This is a genomic window from Chryseobacterium sp. CFS2 (genome assembly GCF_036543225.1).
In the GTDB taxonomy this organism is placed as follows: domain Bacteria; phylum Bacteroidota; class Bacteroidia; order Flavobacteriales; family Weeksellaceae; genus Chryseobacterium; species Chryseobacterium culicis_A.
On the sequence record NZ_JAZHQU010000002.1, the window covers coordinates 598,710 to 616,026 of the forward strand.

At 34.7% G+C, this 17,317-nt stretch carries 11 protein-coding genes; 8 read left to right on the forward strand and 3 right to left on the reverse strand.

Features of this window, described 5'->3' with window-relative positions; translation table 11 throughout:
• Positions 1-5 precede the first annotated feature (5 nt).
• Positions 6-680 carry a 16S rRNA (cytidine(1402)-2'-O)-methyltransferase gene (gene rsmI / locus ODR02_RS06155; RefSeq protein WP_209786517.1) on the reverse strand — a complete coding sequence of 225 codons (675 nt, stop codon included), beginning with the start codon at positions 678-680 and terminating at the stop codon, positions 6-8.
• 2 nt (positions 681-682) lie between these two features.
• Positions 683-2,164 (reverse strand): hypothetical protein, encoded by a 1,482-nt coding sequence (locus tag ODR02_RS06160; protein WP_309511852.1) that lies wholly within the window; start codon positions 2,162-2,164, stop codon positions 683-685.
• 61 nt (positions 2,165-2,225) lie between these two features.
• On the opposite strand from ODR02_RS06160, the gene ODR02_RS06165 reads away from it, so the two are divergent.
• From ODR02_RS06165 to ODR02_RS06190, 6 genes are all read left to right on the forward strand, one after another.
• Positions 2,226-2,813, forward strand: a complete 588-nt coding sequence (locus ODR02_RS06165) for a thymidine kinase (RefSeq protein ID WP_209786519.1) — start codon at positions 2,226-2,228, stop codon at positions 2,811-2,813.
• Positions 2,814-2,998: 185 nt separating this feature from the next.
• Positions 2,999-5,446, forward strand: coding sequence for a bifunctional UDP-N-acetylmuramoyl-tripeptide:D-alanyl-D-alanine ligase/alanine racemase (locus ODR02_RS06170; RefSeq protein ID WP_309511853.1), 2,448 nt, complete (start codon positions 2,999-3,001; stop codon positions 5,444-5,446).
• Positions 5,447-5,448: 2 nt separating this feature from the next.
• Positions 5,449-7,608: a patatin-like phospholipase family protein gene (locus ODR02_RS06175; protein ID WP_309511854.1), complete on the forward strand. Its 2,160-nt coding sequence runs from the start codon at positions 5,449-5,451 to the stop codon at positions 7,606-7,608.
• A gap of 5 nt (positions 7,609-7,613) precedes the next feature.
• Positions 7,614-8,033, forward strand: a complete 420-nt coding sequence (ybeY, locus tag ODR02_RS06180; RefSeq protein WP_034694045.1) for an rRNA maturation RNase YbeY — start codon at positions 7,614-7,616, stop codon at positions 8,031-8,033.
• Between the two features lie 147 nt (positions 8,034-8,180).
• The gene (mnmG, locus tag ODR02_RS06185) at positions 8,181-10,043 is read left to right on the forward strand and encodes a tRNA uridine-5-carboxymethylaminomethyl(34) synthesis enzyme MnmG (protein ID WP_309511855.1); all 1,863 of its coding nucleotides are present in this window, start codon (positions 8,181-8,183) and stop codon (positions 10,041-10,043) included.
• Positions 10,044-10,161: 118 nt separating this feature from the next.
• Positions 10,162-10,983, forward strand: coding sequence for a class I SAM-dependent methyltransferase (locus tag ODR02_RS06190; protein ID WP_309511856.1), 822 nt, complete (start codon positions 10,162-10,164; stop codon positions 10,981-10,983).
• 1,418 nt (positions 10,984-12,401) lie between these two features.
• On the opposite strand, the gene ODR02_RS06195 is transcribed toward ODR02_RS06190, so the two are convergent.
• The gene (locus ODR02_RS06195) at positions 12,402-13,592 is read right to left on the reverse strand and encodes a phosphoglycerate kinase (RefSeq protein WP_209786523.1); all 1,191 of its coding nucleotides are present in this window, start codon (positions 13,590-13,592) and stop codon (positions 12,402-12,404) included.
• A 642-nt stretch (positions 13,593-14,234) separates the two neighbouring features.
• Between ODR02_RS06195 and rpiB the strand changes: the two genes are divergently transcribed.
• Together rpiB and rnr are read left to right on the forward strand one after the other, a co-directional pair.
• Entirely contained in the window at positions 14,235-14,669 is a 435-nt protein-coding gene (gene rpiB / locus ODR02_RS06200; RefSeq protein WP_105682920.1) for a ribose 5-phosphate isomerase B, read from the forward strand.
• Positions 14,670-15,006: 337 nt separating this feature from the next.
• Positions 15,007-17,175 carry a ribonuclease R gene (gene rnr, locus ODR02_RS06205; protein WP_209786524.1) on the forward strand — a complete coding sequence of 723 codons (2,169 nt, stop codon included), beginning with the start codon at positions 15,007-15,009 and terminating at the stop codon, positions 17,173-17,175.
• Positions 17,176-17,317: the final 142 nt, after the last annotated feature.

The following is a 17,317-nucleotide window of genomic DNA, read 5'->3' on the forward strand; positions in this document are numbered from 1 at the left end:
GAAAATTAAATAGAATTATTGACAATAAGAACGATCTCCCCTTTTAAAGTTTTACTCTTGGAAAATTCAATTAATTCATTGATTGTCCCCCGTTTAGTTTCTTCAAATTTCTTAGAAATCTCACGGCTTAAACTTGCTTTGGTTTCTTCCCCGAAGAATTCCTTGATCTGTTCAAGAGTCGTATTGATTTTATGGGGACTTTCGTAAAGTACGATGGTCTTTTTTTCTTCAGCAAGCTGCTTCAGTTTTGTTTGTCTTCCTTTTTTCTGAGGTAAAAAACCTGCAAATAAAAATTCGTTATTAGGAAGTCCTGAAACCACTAATGCCGGAATCAGAGCTGTTGCTCCCGGAAGGCAGATCATATCAATATGGTTGTCTGCCCCTGCTTTTGCCAGTAAATATCCAGGATCTGAAATACCGGGCGTTCCTGCATCGGTAATAATAGCGATATTCTGGCCGTTTTTAAGGTCTGCAATCACTTTCTCCGTTGCCTGATGCTCATTATGTAAATGATAAGATTTTAAAGGCTTGGAGATTTCAAAATGTTTTAAAAGTATACCGGAAGTTCTGGTATCTTCACATAAAATATAATCTACTTCTTTCAGAACATTGACTGCCCTGAATGTCATATCTTCAAGATTCCCAACAGGTGTGGGAACAAAATATAGGATTCCGCTCAAAATTATAAGAATTTATTTTCTACCAATATCCAAAGTCTCTGTGCATATTCATCCACCTTATTCCATTTTCTTTCGTAATACAGATCACTAAGATATTCTTTGGCTTCTTCCAGTGTTTTGAATTGATTCAGCTGATATACTGTGTCATTCAGATCCGTCTGGCTTCCTTCAAAAAGCATCTTCGTGAAGGCAAGTCTGTCATTCAGATCCAGCTTAAATTCAGGCTTCAGCTTGTCTGCTTCCATGAAATGCGTTGGAATATTGGATTTCAGAATGCTTCCCGTATCTTCTTTTACAACCGGAATCGTTTTTTCTTCCTTAGGAAGTTCCAGGTGATCGTCATCAAAAAGTGACTGAACAGCCTTCATTCCTTTGATATTGGCGAGTTTTATTTTTTTCTCCCGATGGTATTCTTCTAAATTTTCGAAGCTCTCATCAGAAGGATGTTGGTCTGTTTCTTCGGGAACAGGTTTATCAATTTCCACAATCTTTCTTCGGTCATAGACTTCAGCAAGGATGCTTTCTTCTTTGATTTCTTCCACTGAATGGTCATTTTTTATCTCACTCAGAATATTTTCCACATTGGAAGTTTCTGTTGCCATTTCTCCCTGTTCTATTGAAACGTTGGAAGCCACAAACTGCTCTTCGCTTTCTTCGATCAGTATTTCATCTTCCAGTGTTTCACTATCAAAAATACTTGGAATAGTTTCTGTGACTGAAGGTTTAGCCTCATTTACTACAGCGAAATCAGTTTCTTTTTTTGATTCCTGTTCTGAGATTTCTTCCTCTTCATCTTCTATTTCATTAAGCTGATTATTGAAAACCGCTTCTTCTTCCGTTACCTCGTTATGAAACAAATCTTCATTAAGATCTTCATCTGAATCAGGCGTGGAATCTGCAAGAATTTTGTCTTCGTCTACAAAGCTAAGAACAGCTCTCTGTTCTTCTGAAATTTCATTTTCATCAATTTCGTTCAGCTGGTTATTGAAAACCGCTTCTTCTTCCAGCGCTTCATGATCAGAAGTTTGTTCCTGATTATTTTCAGGCTCTCTTTCAGGGTTGTTCTCTTCCACAAAATGTACAATATTTTCATGGAATTCGTTTTCAACAATTTCGTTCAGCTGATTATTGAAAGTAGCTTCTTCTTCTAATCCGTCCGAAAAAACTTCATTTTCATCAATTTCATTCAGTTCATTATTGAAAATAGCTTCCTCTTCCGTCACTTCATTACCGGTATCATGATGTTCTGTCTCTCCTGAAGCAAAAGAGATATACTGATTATCCGGATTCTGCCCCGAATTTTCGGCTATAAAGTATTCAATATTTTTTTCCAGCAATTTCAAAAAAGAAATCCTGTTAGCAAGCTCATCTACAAGATCTTGCTTAGAAAGTAATTCGTCTATATTACCTATTTTGTCCAGATTATCAATGATATTCATGGATTCAAAAAAAATCTTTTCCTTTAAATCTTGGATATTCTGCATAATAAGATTCTTATTAAAATTGCTTACTTTTGATGTTAAAAATATACGGCTAATTTAACAAATGTTTTTAGAAAATACAATTAATCATTCCAAACAAAGTGGTTGGATGGAAGTGATTTGTGGCTCTATGTTTTCCGGTAAAACCGAGGAACTTATCCGCAGATTGCGAAGAGCGGAAATGGCAGGACAGAATGTGGAAATTTTTAAACCAAAAATGGATATACGATATTCTGAGGAGGATGTAGTATCCCATAATCAGAATAAAATCCGCAGTACCGCAGTAGAAAATCCTAATGAAATTCTTCTGTTGGCTTCCAATTGTGATGTAGTAGCCATTGATGAAGCTCAGTTTTTTGATGAAAGTATTGTTGATGTTGCCAATCAGCTTGCCAATAGCGGTATCAGAGTGGTAATTGCAGGACTGGATATGGACTTTTTAGGTCGTCCGTTCGGACCAATGCCTAATTTGATGGCAACTGCAGAGTACGTTACAAAAGTGCATGCTATTTGCAAAAGAACAGGTAATCTTGCCAATTATTCCATGAGAACTTCCCAGGGAAATGACCTGGTAGAATTGGGAGAAACTGAAAGTTATGAGGCTGTAAGCCGCCGTGTTTTTATAGACGAAGTGCTTTCAAAAAGAAAATAAATGGGTAAAAGGCAAAATAGCTACCTTATACAATAGCTGTTTGCATCAAACCATAAATATGTTCACTTAATATAAAATGAGAAGCGAAAAAGCTCTATTGTAAAATATTAAAAAGGGAATGTGATGATATAATGGTCTTTATTCCTTTTTGCAGTTTCGCTCAAAATAAAGCAGAAAGGGTACCAATGAATTATACAGTACAACACATTGCAGAGATCACCAATGCACAGATCATTGGGGACAAAAATTTATTGATCAAAAATATAGCCTACGACAGCAGGATTATTTATTCTACCAAAAATACAGCGTTTATCGCGATCAATACCCCTAAAAATTCCGGGGAAAAATTTATTGAATCTGCTATAGACAGAGGTATCAACATCATCATTTCTGAACATCAGCATCTGGAGTTTGAAAATATAACCTGGATCATTGTTGAAAATTCCATAGAGTTTCTTCAAAAATTAGCCCAATATCATTTCGAAAATTCTCACCTACAATCCATCGGAATTACGGGAAGTAATGGCAAAACTATTTTAAAAGAATGGTTGTATCAATGTTTATGGAATGAATTTCCTACTGTAAAAAGTCCAAAAAGCTTTAATTCTCAGATTGGTCTTCCGTTGTCTCTTCTTCAGATCAACAGCTCACATCAGCTGGGAATTTTTGAAGTGGGAATTTCAAAACCCCATGAAATGGAAAAGCTTGAAAATATTTTCCATCCTCAGATCGGATTGCTTACCCACATCGGAACGGCCCATGCTGCTAACTTTTCTTCCGAAGAAGAATTGATTGATGAAAAAATCAGACTTTTTAAAAATTCTGAAGTTGTTATTTATAATGGTGATAATTCTTTGGTTGATCAAAAAATTAAAAAATCCTATTCTGATAAAAAATTAATTTCTTACGGTTTTAAAAAAGAGAATCAGGTTTTCATCAAAAACAATATTTCCAAAGATGAAAACATTATTGTTGACTATTTTGGAGAAGAAATCAGTTTTCCTGCTCATCAGAGAGACGAAGCGACATTAACCAATGCTCTGGCGCTTATCACAGTCCTTAAGGAACTGAATATCGAAAATAAAAAGATCGTCGAAAAAATCAACCTTTTAAAAGCCGTTGAAATGAGGCTTGAAGCAATAGAAGGAATTAAAGGCAATATTGTCATCAACGATTCTTTTAATCTTGACCTCGATTCTTTGAAGACTGCCCTTCAGTTTTTGAATGAATATAATAAATCTAAAAAATCTCTGGTCTTAACTGATATTGTAGGAGTGAATTCCAACGCAAAAGAATTATATGAAGAAGTTTCTGAACTGGTGAATGAACAGCATTTTGATTCGGTCTTCTTAATTGGTGATGAAATTTCAAAGTTCAGTGAATTATTTAAAACTAAAACATATACTTTCATTGATACTAAAGAGCTCATTGAAAGTAAACATCTTACTGAATTAGAAAATCAGATTATTCTGCTGAAAGGAGCCAGAAAATTTGAGATCGAAAAACTTAAAGATATTCTCGAACTCAGAAAGCATGATACTGTATTGGAAGTAAACCTTAATGCTATACTTCATAATATTAATTATCATAAATCACTGCTGAAACCGGGAACTAAAATGATGGCAATGGTAAAAGCCAATGCCTACGGTCTGGGAAGTTATGAAGTATCAGAGTTTCTGCAGCATCACCATATCGATTATCTTGGTGTAGCGTATGCCGATGAAGGAGTTGAACTTCGTAAAAAAGGGATCACCACTCCTATTATTGTGATGAATCCGGAACAGCACAGCTATCAGACAATCATAGAATATAATCTGGAACCTGAAATTTACAGTTTCAGAGTACTGGAATTATTTTATGAAGCAGTTCAGAAATCCGGATACGACAAGAAATATCCTATTCATATTAAACTCGAAACCGGAATGCACCGTCTTGGTTTCAAAGATTTTGAGCTGGATCAGTTAAGCGAAACTTTAAGCCAGAAAAACGTAAAGGTACAAAGTATGTTCAGCCATTTATCATCTTCTGATATGCCTGAAGAAAAAGAATTTACCTTGAAACAGCTGGAGGTTTTCGATAAAAATTCCAGCTATCTTACTGAAAAGTTAGGTTATGCTCCTATCCGTCATATTCTGAACTCAGCAGGTATTACAAGCTATAAAGATCATCAGCATGATATGGTAAGAATTGGTATCGGAATGCTGGGAGAATCTGCAGATCCTGAAATTCAGAAGCAACTACAGTCTGTTGTAAGTTTTAAAACCGTAATTTCACAGATATCAACTGTTGAAAACGGTGAATCTGTAGGTTACAGCAGAAGATATAAAGCGGATCATCCTACAAGAATAGCAACAATTCCGGTAGGATATGCTGATGGAATACCAAGGCTGATTGGAAATCAGGTAGGAAATGTAGGTGTTAATAAAACGCTGGCACCAATTGTCGGAAATATCTGTATGGATATGATGATGATTAATGTAGACCATATTCCCAATGTAAAAGAAGGTGATACAGTAACTGTTTTCAATGCCAAACCAAGTTTAAAAGAATTCGCAGGCTACTGCAAAACGATAACCTATGAAGTATTAACCTCCATTTCGCCCCGGGTGAAACGGATTTATATAAAAGATTAATTATGAAAAAACTCCTGATTCTGCTTTTCATATTCCCACTGTTATTGATCCATTCTCAGGTAAAAAAAGATTTGGTGATTCCGAAAAATCCAAAGATAGGGCTGTCACTCGCCGGTGGTGGTGCCAAGGGTTTTTCACATGTCGGAGTTCTTAAAGTATTAGATTCATTGGGAGTGAAGGTGGACTATATCTCCGGAACAAGTATGGGAGCTATAGTGGGAGGATTATATGCCGCCGGCTATTCCGGGAAAGAAATAGAAAAAATTGTCATGGATACAGATTTCTATTCTTTAATCATGGATCCCAAATCACGACAGGAAGCCAGCTTTTTTAATAAGTCTGTAGACAAATACCTTTTATCCATTCCGCTCAAAAACGGAAAAATTACACTTCCCTCTTCTATCAGTACCGGACAAAGAAATGTTTATCTTCTGAAAGAACTCTTTAAGAACGTTTCCAATATCGAGGACTTTTCCAAAATGCCTATTCCATTCATGTGTGTTGCAACCAATCTTGAAAGCGGCAATATGCAGATATTTGAAAAAGGAGATCTGGTACAGTCTATCATGGCAAGTTCTGCATTTCCTTCTTTAATGGATCCGGTAAAAATTGGTGACAGTATTTATATTGACGGAGCAATGACGGTAAACTATCCTTCAAAGCCTTTAAAGGATAAAGGAATCGATATCGTAATTGGGGTGGATCTTAATCAGGATCTCTCAAAAAGAGAAGATTTAAACAATATTATAGCCATTCTGAACCAGGTCATTGATTTCGGAATAAAAAAAGATACCCGAAAACAATATAAATATACAGACATCAATATCAAACCCAATCTGAAAGGAATGTCTGCCACCAGCTATGATGATAAAAAGAAAATTCTTGACAGTGGATATGTAGAAGGATTAAAATATTCTCAGGTATTAGACCAGCTGCCCAAGCGTCCGTTTGACCGTCTCAGACAGCGTATAAACCCTATTTATTCCAATGTATACAAAATAGACAGCATTTCTATTGAAGGAAGTAAAATCTATGGCAAAAACTACACGCTGGGGAAAATGGGACTTCGTCTTCCCTCTTTACAAACTTATGGAAGTATTAATAAAATGATTGATAAATTGGTTGCTACCAACAACTACAAATTTATCAATTATGATATCGTCCAGGAAAATGACGCCAATTACCTGAAGCTCTATGTGACAGAAGATGATACCCGTCATTTTCTAAAATTTGGACTCCATTATGATGAAGTCTTCAAGACCGGACTTCTTTTGAACTATTCAGCAAAGAGGCTTTTATTTAAAAATTCAAACCTCTCACTGGATGTTGTTGTAGGAGATCGTATGAGATATTACCTGAACTATTTTATTGATAACGGATATATTCCAGGGTTTGGTCTCTATTCATCAGGAATGAGCTTTGATATAAAGAATGTAGATAACTATGTAGTAGACCGCTGGGAATGGATCAGAAATGAAGCTTATATACAATCTGTATGGAAGGATAAGTTTGCCATTGGTGGTGGTATCAGTCATGACTATTTTAAAGCAGAAAACAGCAATGGAGACAACAGACGTTACAGCCGTTTTTTGAATCCTTATATCTTCATAAAAACCGATACCCAGGATGATAAGGAATTTCCTTCAAAAGGGGTTTATTTTGCAGCTGAAGGAAAGGTAGTTGACCTTTTAAAATCTGAAGTTGACAAAAGAATTATTCAGATTAAAGCAGACCTTAGACTCAATATTCCACTTAGCAAGCAATTCAGTTATCGCCTGAATCTATTTGGAGGGGTTACTATCGGTGAAAATCTTCCTGCTTATTACCAATTCAGATTAGGCGGAATATTTGAACAGAATCTCATGAATTTTAAAAGCTTTGGAGGATTTTATTTCGCCCAGCTTTATACAAATAATGTAATAATGGCATCTAACGATATCCAGTTTAAATTTAATAAAAACTATTTTATCAGTGGAAACTTTACCTTTGCAAACTTATCAAACGATATCAAGTTTGAAGATGCTGTTAAAGTAAATTATAGCTCACTGGGAATAACGGCTGGTTACAAATCACCTTTCGGGCAGATCAAAGTAAACTTCAGCCACTCACTTAAAAATAACCAAAAAGGGATATTCAGTGTTATTTTAGGACACTGGTTTTAAAAAAAATGATACAATTCTTTTATGAAAACTTACCAGAGTCGGTAAGTACAGATTACAAAAAATGGCTGGAAGATCTTATTCTTTCAGAAGGAAAAAAATTGGGAGAAATCAATTACATTTTCTGTGATGATGAATATCTTCTTAAGATCAATCAGGATTATTTGCAGCATGATTATTATACAGATATCATCACTTTTGATTATGTAAAAGGCAAGACAATAAGCGCTGAGATTTTCGTATCTTTGCAGCGTATTTCTGATAACGCCTCTACCCTTTCCCGAGATTATGAAGAAGAATTAAGAAGGGTTTTAGCCCACGGAATTTTACATCTGGCAGGCTATAAAGACAAGACGGAAGAGGAAGAAAAAGAGATGCGGAGAATGGAAGATCTGTACCTTGATAAATACAGGGATTTAAAGTTTTAAATTTGAACAATCACTTAAAGTCCCATATCTAAAGTACTCTATTCTAGCAACAATATACATTTACCTAGAGTGCATTCTCCAAAAATGTTTCACGTGAAACATTGATTATAAAGATAAGGTTTAAAGCTTAAAACAAGCGAGATAAAAATGATTTCAGAAATATATGATGTGATAGTAGTAGGTGCCGGACACGCAGGTTGTGAAGCAGCAGCAGCAGCAGCCAACCTCGGTTCAAAAACACTACTTGTTACAATGAATATGCAGACCATCGGACAGATGAGTTGCAACCCGGCAATGGGCGGAATCGCAAAAGGACAGATCGTAAGAGAGATTGATGCAATGGGAGGATATTCCGGAATTGTAGCAGACAAATCTGCTATTCAATTCAAGATGCTGAATCTTTCAAAAGGTCCTGCGATGTGGTCTCCGAGAACCCAAAATGACAGAATGCTTTTTGCCGAAGAATGGCGCTTAGCATTAGAGAATACTCCCAATCTTGATTTCTTTCAGGATATGGTGAAACAACTGATTGTTGAAAATAATAAAGTAGCAGGAGTTGTTACTTCTTTAGGAATTGAGATCAGAGCAAAATCTGTAGTTCTTACTAACGGAACTTTTCTTAACGGATTAATTCACGTTGGAGATAAACAATTAGGAGGAGGAAGAATGGGTGAACCAAGAGCATTTGGAATTACAGAACAATTGGTCACTTTAGGTTTTGAAGCAGGAAGAATGAAAACCGGTACTCCACCAAGAGTAGACGGAAGAAGTTTGGATTATTCAAAAATGGAAGAACAGAAAGGAGATGAAAATCCTCAAAAATTCAGCTACCTTGATACTCCGAAATTAACAAAACAATTAAGCTGTCATATCGTATATACTAACGAAACAGTACACGATATTTTAAGAGAAGGTTTTGACAGAAGCCCAATGTTCAATGGAACGATTCAAAGTTTAGGCCCAAGATACTGTCCAAGTATTGAAGATAAAATCAATCGTTTTGCAGAAAGAAACAGACATCAGCTTTTCGTAGAACCGGAAGGATGGAAAACTGTAGAAATCTATGTAAACGGATTCAGCTCTTCTCTTCCGGAAGATGTACAGATCAAAGCCATGAAACATATTCCAGGATTTGAAAATGTAAAAGTTTTCCGTCCAGGTTACGCTATAGAATATGACTACTTCCCTCCTACCCAATTGAAGCATACTCTGGAAACAAAATTAATTGATAATTTATATTTTGCAGGACAGATCAATGGAACAACCGGATATGAAGAAGCTGCAGGACAGGGATTAATTGCCGGTATCAATGCACACAATAAAGTTCATGATAAAGGTGATTTTATTCTTAACAGAGACGAAGCGTATATCGGAGTATTAATTGATGATTTGATCACAAAAGGAACTGAGGAACCCTACAGAATGTTTACTTCCCGTGCCGAATACAGACTCCTTTTAAGACAAGATAATGCAGATATCAGATTGACTGAAAAAGCATATCAATTAGGATTAGCAAAAGAAGACAGATTACGACGCGTAGAAGCCAAAATATCTGAAAGTCAATCACTTGAAGAGTTTCTTCGCGAAACTTCTTTAAAACCTGGCGTTATCAACCCTATTCTTGAATCTATTGAGAGTAACCCTGTAGATCAGGCATACCGAGCAGCACAGTTTCTTACCAGACCTAATATAACTTTAGAAAAGTTGGATGAAATTGATTCTATTAAAGAAGTTTCTTCTCAATACAGTGACGAAGTAAGAGAACAGGCAGAGATTAATATAAAGTATAAAGGATATATTGAGAAAGAAAAAGAAAATGTAGCGAAGCTGAACCGTCTGGAAAACATTAAAATTCCGGAAGACTTTGATTATACGAAGCTAAGTAGCCTTTCTGCAGAAGCAAAACAGAAGATGTCTAACGTACGTCCGAAGACCATTGCACAAGCAGGAAGAATAAGCGGTGTCTCACCAGCCGATATAAACGTTTTACTAGTCTATTTAGGACGTTAAAAAAGAAATGTTTCACGTGAAACATTAAAAAATATAAAACAAAAATTAAGGTATTTATGAGGTTCTACCAGCCTCTGGATATCTTAATTTTTTTATCATATAAAAGATATTTACTTCAATGAAAATAAAAGATCATTTTCTTTCACAGGAAATATTTGAAATTAAAGAGACAGATACAAAAGGAGTCTTCAAAACCACTCCTATCCCATCCAATATTTCCAGATATTATGAAAGTGAAGATTACATTTCTCATCATCAGGATTCCGGAAGTCTGAAAGAAAAATTATATAAATTCCTTCAGTCTTTCAATCTTCAGTACAAAAAAAATATACTGATTGACAGAATAAAAAAAGGATCAAAAGTTCTTGACTATGGATGCGGTGCCGGAGAGTTTGTAAAATACATAGAAAATGATTTTGAAGTTTTTGGTTTTGAACCAGACTCCGATGCAAGAAAAGCAGCACTCAGTAAAATAACAAAAGCTACAATTTTAGACGACATTCATAAAATTGAAGATAAAAGCTTAGATGCTATTACACTCTGGCATGTATTTGAACATATCGAAAACCAGGATGAAATGCTTTCTATTTTTCACAGCAAATTAAAAGAAAAAGGAATTCTTGTTATCGCTGTTCCCAACCCTACTTCTTATGATGCCATACACTATAAAGAATATTGGGCAGCCTATGATGTCCCAAGACATATTTATCATTTTTCAAAAAACGGTATGGAAAATCTGATTTCCAAAAATCCAGACTGGAAAATGAGAAAGATCAAACCTTTGGTACTAGATTCCTACTACATCTCCATGTTGAGCGAAAAATACAAAAAATCACCCCTATTTTGGGCAAAAGCTGTGGTCTACGGAACGATTTCGAACGTAAAAGCATTATTTTCGAACGAATTTTCAAGTTTGATATACATTATCGAAAAAAGATAGAAAAGCGATTTTAGACCCATTTATGACGGTCGATTTTCAGCATTTTCTCTCTTAAAAATAAAAAACTCAGGATTTATTTCTCCTGAGTTTTCTTTTTATTATAAATTTTCCAGTTTATATTCTTTTAACTTTTATCCCAAAAATCAAATTTACAATCCTCTTTCTTAATTATTTGAAATACTCCCCTACTCCATTTCATAAAGTAAGAAAAAAAATAATCCATTCTTATTCTCTTTTTTAATTAAAGCTTTCCTTCAAATTATTGACCAATTTTTTCAAATGTATTCTCCAAACAGGAAATTAAGCAAAAAATGAGCTTTTGAAAAGTAAATTCAAACAAAAATACCGTAAATATCTCTTTAAAATAAAAATAGATATAAATACTCGGGGAAATATAATTTCTGGATTCTAGGAGTAATTATAGAGATCAATTTTTAAGTATTTATTTGAAAAAAAGAAAATTCTAAATTCTAAATTCTATAATATTTTTTGAACATGTTAAGTTTAGCTCAAAAAATAAAATCAAAAGAAAAATTAAAACCATGAATTTACAAGTACCCTACTCTATTCGATCTATACTTGAAAAAAATATAAATTATTAATTTCTTTAATCAGTACATCGCTCAAAAAAACTATACTACTAAAAATTCAACTCATATAAAATTTTAAAATCTGATTTTCACATTGATTTCAGCTCTCATTTTTCATCATTAAATAAATAATTTCTACTCTTCAGCAATAATATCAGATAAAAACAAGTATAAAATTAATATAAAAATAGTTTAATTACTATAAATCAACAAAATACAACACTATCACTAATATGTGAAATAAAACATTTATGAATTTACTCATAAAATTACTCTAAAACCCAAAATGGTTCACAAAATATGAAAATCAACAAGCCAATATTCATACAAAAATTAAATTTCAAAAATTCGAAAATTCATAAGTCTAACCATTCAGATTAAATTTAAAAATATTATAGGTTATTCCATCGGTTTTAAGACTACCCATAAAGTGCTCTCTTACGTCTCATAAATATTACTAATTATCATTTCATTTATTCAACCAATCTCTTCCAAGACATATGAGTGAATAATGAAAAAACATGCAATCAGCTCCAGGAAAAATTAAAATTTCATGGTAAAATTATAGTCATTTACCGCAAAAATAACGGTATAAAAAGGAGAAATAAAACTGTAAAACTGATCAATTCAAAAGTAATATTCTGAGTATAGAATTTTTGAAAAAGCTAAGTATCTGGAAAAGAATTCAACTCTACCCCATATAACTATAAGTTATATCTAAATATTTATGAAAACTACGATCAATAAAGGATTTTTATAAAGTTTCATAAAGAAAAAAAGCCTGCTAATATAATTAGCAGGCTTTGAAATATTGTATTTTAATTTCTATTAATTGTTGATTGCAGCTACCCCTGGCAACTCAAGTCCTTCAAGACTTTCAAGCATTGCTCCACCTCCGGTAGAAACATAACTTACCTGATCTGCATATCCGAATTGCTTCACAAAAGCAACACTGTCTCCTCCTCCTACTAGAGAGAAAGCTCCAAGTCTTGTTGCTTCAGCAATGCTTTCACCTAAAGCCACTGTTCCCCCAGCAAAATGAGACATTTCAAAAACTCCGATTGGTCCATTCCAAAGGATAGTTCTTGAATTTAATAAAACATCATTGAACTGATCTCTTGATTTATGACCCGCGTCAAGTCCCATCCATCCTTCAGGGATTGCATAAATATCAGCTTCTTTTCTCTCCACATCATTACTAAAGCTTTCAGCGATGATGGCATCAGAAGGAAGATATACTTTTACTTTATGTTCTTTTGCTTTACCTAAAATCTCAAGTGCTAAAGGAAGCTTGTCTTCTTCTACAAGAGAATTACCAATTTTTCCTCCAAGAGCCTTAATAAATGTAAATGCCATACCTCCTCCAATGATCAGATTATCGATTGCAGGAAGAATATTTTCTATAATGGTAATTTTAGTTGAAACTTTAGAACCTCCCAGAATTGCCGTAATAGGTCTTTCTCCACTCTTTAATACTTTATCGATTGCCTGAAGCTCTTTAGCCATCAGTAAACCGAAATATTTAGTTGACGGAAAATATTGAGCAATTACCGCGGTAGAAGCATGAGCTCTGTGTGCTGTACCAAACGCATCATTTACATAAGCATCTCCCAGCTTAGAAAGTTTCTCTGCAAAGGCAGCATCTCCTTTTTCTTCCTCATTATGAAAACGTACATTTTCCAATAACAAGATCTCCCCTGGCTTCAGTTCTGCAGCTGCCTGCTCTGCCTTCTCTCCTATACACTCATCTACAAATTTCACTTCTTGTCCTAAAACAGAAGAAACTTCGCCCACAATATGTTTAAGAGAAAATTCATCTTTCACTTCTCCCTTAGGTCTTCCCAGGTGAGTAATTAAGATGACAGAACCACCATCATTAAGGATCTTCTCCACTGTTGGTTTCACAGCAACAATTCTTGTATTGTCTGTCACCTTCAGCTGATCATCCTGCGGAACATTGAAGTCCACTCTTACCAGAGCTTTCTTATCTTTAAAATTGAAATCATTGATTGTTTTCATAAGTAGATTTATTTTTTTCAAAGTTCTATGAAACCCCTTGGCCAGATTCCGGTTTACTTCTCCGTAAATCCCGCAAAGACAATTTCCTAAATCTCATTGAATTTTCGTTTCACAAATGTAAGGTTTTAAACTTTTTCAACACTTTGATTAAAATAAAAGTTTTCAAAAACTTTCCCCGAACCCAATCACCCATTAATCAACAATTTTATCTCTTTTAAAAAAAAGAATAATGTAGTTGTTGTTGAGTGTTGTTAGTTTCGGGGATAAGTTTTAGCGTAATAATTGATAACATTCAACTTGTATTGAATTCATATTTAACTCACAATATAAATCCTTGTAAACCCGCTATTTCACATACTTATTAACAAATGTTGATAACTTTGAGATGAAACGATTATTAGTTATTTTATTATGGAAAAATCTGGGGATAGCTGGAGAAAACATCTGGAAAGTTGTGGTAAAAATTTGCGGAAAGAATTTCTATTACGAAATAAATTGGTCTTTAAAAATAGAAAGTTGAAAAAAGTTTTCCACAGTTATTCACATACCTTTTCACAATTAATTCAGGGTTTACTAACACGAATTGTTATTATTCTTACCTTTGTAAGGAAATAGAATCTAATAAAGCTTAATAAGAGTATTATGAAAAGAAAAATTGCTATCGCAGCGGACCATGCAGGCTATGAATATAAGGAGATTGTTAAGAACTACCTTTCAGAACGTTTTGAAGTTCAGGATTTTGGAACGTTTTCCACAAACAGTGTGGATTATCCGGACTTTGTACACCCTGCTGCAACCTCTGTGGAAAACGGAGAAAATGAGCTGGGAATTCTGATCTGTGGAAGCGGAAACGGGGTTCAGATCACTGCGAACAAACATCAGAAAATAAGATGTGCATTATGCTGGATGCCGGAGATTGCAACACTGGCAAGACTCCATAATGATGCCAACATGATTTCTATGCCGGCAAGATTTATATCAAAAGAACTGGCGATTGAAATTGTAGATAAATTTCTCTCAACAGACTTCGAAGGTGGAAGACACCAGAACAGAGTTGACAAAATTGCAGTTTGCTAAATATAATAAGGCTTGTAAATCACATTACAAGCCTTATTTATTTTTTATTCGTACATTTGCAGTGTCCAATAGAAATTACACTCTATTATTCTCCAAAGCCTTTCTTATATTTGAAATCTATTTAATAGAAGGTTTTTCTCTTTTCTTCTCCAGAATTGTATTAAATTTATACAAAACTAAAGCTCCCGTTGTAAGCGAAATTAAAAATGATTTCTGATAATTTGCGGAAAGAATCTAATGATGAAATTGAATGACCTTATACGAAGGAATGAATAAGGAAGATTTAGAAAAAGGTTTTATGTAAGATAAAACCAAAACAATGTAAAAGAAAATTAACATGCCAAAAAAAAGAAAATATATAAGTCATAAAAATGATTTAAAATTGATGGAGATCGGAAGACTGATCCTCCGATTTATGAATGCGAATTCATCCAAAATTTATAATTACAAGCAGATCGCTGACGGAATAGATTATAAAAATCCAAGACAAAGAGAACTTGTCATCCAGGCACTGCATAAACTTCAGGGATCAGAAAAGATCAAAGAAGTGGAAAAAGGAAAATATATTGTGAACCTGAAAATCGCAGGAACGCTTACCGGAATTATTGACTTCAACCAAAGTGGAAATGCTTATGTAAGTGTAGAAGGATTGGAAGATGATGTCTTTGTTCATGCCAAAAATGTGAAGGATGCCTTGCAGGGAGATAAGGTTCTTATTATAACTTATCATTATAAAGGAAAGAAACTTGAAGGCTCCGTTCTTGAAGTTTTAGAACGTAACAGAACGGAATTTGTAGGAACATTTCAGAAGGTATTACATAAAGATTTTGGGTTTGTGGTTTGTGATAAAAAATCAATCAACACGGATATCTTTATTCCAAAAGGAAAATTCAGCACTGCTGAAGATGGTGATAAGGTCATTGTAAAAATGACAGAATGGAGACCAGGGGATAAAAATCCGGAAGGGGAAATCATTCAGGTATTGGGAGCTCCGGGAGAACATGAAACGGAGATCCACTCTATTCTTGCAGAATATGGTCTGCCTTATGAATTTCCATCGGAAGTAGAAGCTGATGCAGATAAAATCGACAGAAGTATTACTGATGAAGAGGCTGCAAAACGCTGGGATATGCGTAACATCTGTACATTTACGATTGACCCTAAAGATGCTAAGGACTTTGATGATGCTTTATCCATAAGAAAACTGGAAACTGGAAACTGGGAAATCGGAGTTCATATTGCAGATGTCTCTCATTATGTAGTTCCGGGAACGATTCTGGATGATGAAGCGTATCAGAGAGCAACCTCAGTATATCTTGTTGACAGGGTTGTACCGATGCTTCCGGAAGTGTTGAGTAATGATGTTTGTTCCCTTCGTCCACACGAAGATAAATATACTTTTTCAGCCGTTTTTGAACTGAATGACAATGCGGAAATTCAGAAACAGTGGTTTGGAAGAACGGTTATCCACTCAGACAGAAGATTTACCTATGAAGAAGCTCAGGAAAGAATTGAAACCGGACAGGGAGATCTGGCCGAAGAGATTAATACGCTTGACAAACTGGCCAAAATTTTGCGTCATGAACGTATCAGAAAAGGAGCCATTACATTTGACAGAAGTGAAGTAAGATTCAATCTTGATGAAAATAATGAGCCAATTGGAGTTTACTTTAAAATCAGTAAAGATTCCAATCACCTGATCGAAGAATTCATGCTTTTAGCCAATAAAAAAGTATCTGAATATGTATCTCTGAGCAGAAAAGGTGAAATCACTAACAATACATTTATTTACAGAGTTCACGATGATCCGGATCCTGCAAAACTGGAATCTTTGAGGGATTTCGTTGCTACTTTCGGATACAAAATGGATCTTGCCAATACCAAAAAGGTGGCGGCATCTTTGAACAAACTTCTACATGACGTAAAAGGAAAAGGCGAAGAAAATATGATCGAAACGCTTGCGATGAGAAGTATGAGCAAAGCGGTATACTCTACAGAACCTATTGGTCACTACGGTTTAGGTTTTGAGTATTATTCCCACTTCACCTCTCCTATCCGTCGTTATCCGGATTTGCTTGCACACCGTCTTCTTCAGCATTATCTGGACGGAGGAAAATCTCCAAACAGAGGTGATCTTGAAGAAAAGGCAAAACACTGCAGTGCAATGGAAAGACTGGCTGCAGATGCAGAAAGAGATTCTATCAAATTCATGCAGGTGAAATTCATGGAAAAACATTTGGGAGAAACTTTCAAAGGAGTTATTTCTGGAGTGGCAGAATTCGGTTTCTGGGTGGAAATTCCTGAAAACGGTGCTGAAGGTTTGATCAAACTAAGGGATCTTGTAGATGATTCATATATGTATGATGCAAAAACACATGCTGTATACGGAATAAGACACGGAAAAAAATACCAGTTGGGTGATGAAGTTCAGATCAAGGTGGTAAAAGCTAACCTGATTCAGAAGCAGCTTGATTTCAAGATTGTAGACAATGACCAAGATAGATAAATCTATTGTCTTTAGTATATTAAATGCAATATTATTGATAACAGTCATTTTTAATACTGTTATCAATTTTTATCTTTTTGTACTGGTTATTGTCGTTCTTGTTATATTATGTAATATTTTAATTAAAAGAAATATTATCGAT

What these genes read in the sequence shown, in the direction of transcription:
- ODR02_RS06160 (WP_309511852.1), bottom strand. Translation starts at nt 2,164, where the DNA reads ATGCAGAATATCCAAGATTTAAAGGAAAAGATTTTTTTTGAATCCATG.
- ODR02_RS06165 (WP_209786519.1), top strand. Translation starts at nt 2,226, where the DNA reads ATGTTTTTAGAAAATACAATTAATCATTCCAAACAAAGTGGTTGGATG.
- ODR02_RS06170 (WP_309511853.1), top strand. Translation starts at nt 2,999, where the DNA reads ATGAATTATACAGTACAACACATTGCAGAGATCACCAATGCACAGATC.
- ODR02_RS06175 (WP_309511854.1), top strand. Translation starts at nt 5,449, where the DNA reads ATGAAAAAACTCCTGATTCTGCTTTTCATATTCCCACTGTTATTGATC.
- ybeY (WP_034694045.1), top strand. Translation starts at nt 7,614, where the DNA reads ATGATACAATTCTTTTATGAAAACTTACCAGAGTCGGTAAGTACAGAT.
- mnmG (WP_309511855.1), top strand. Translation starts at nt 8,181, where the DNA reads ATGATTTCAGAAATATATGATGTGATAGTAGTAGGTGCCGGACACGCA.
- ODR02_RS06190 (WP_309511856.1), top strand. Translation starts at nt 10,162, where the DNA reads ATGAAAATAAAAGATCATTTTCTTTCACAGGAAATATTTGAAATTAAA.
- ODR02_RS06195 (WP_209786523.1), bottom strand. Translation starts at nt 13,592, where the DNA reads ATGAAAACAATCAATGATTTCAATTTTAAAGATAAGAAAGCTCTGGTA.
- rpiB (WP_105682920.1), top strand. Translation starts at nt 14,235, where the DNA reads ATGAAAAGAAAAATTGCTATCGCAGCGGACCATGCAGGCTATGAATAT.
- rnr (WP_209786524.1), top strand. Translation starts at nt 15,007, where the DNA reads ATGCCAAAAAAAAGAAAATATATAAGTCATAAAAATGATTTAAAATTG.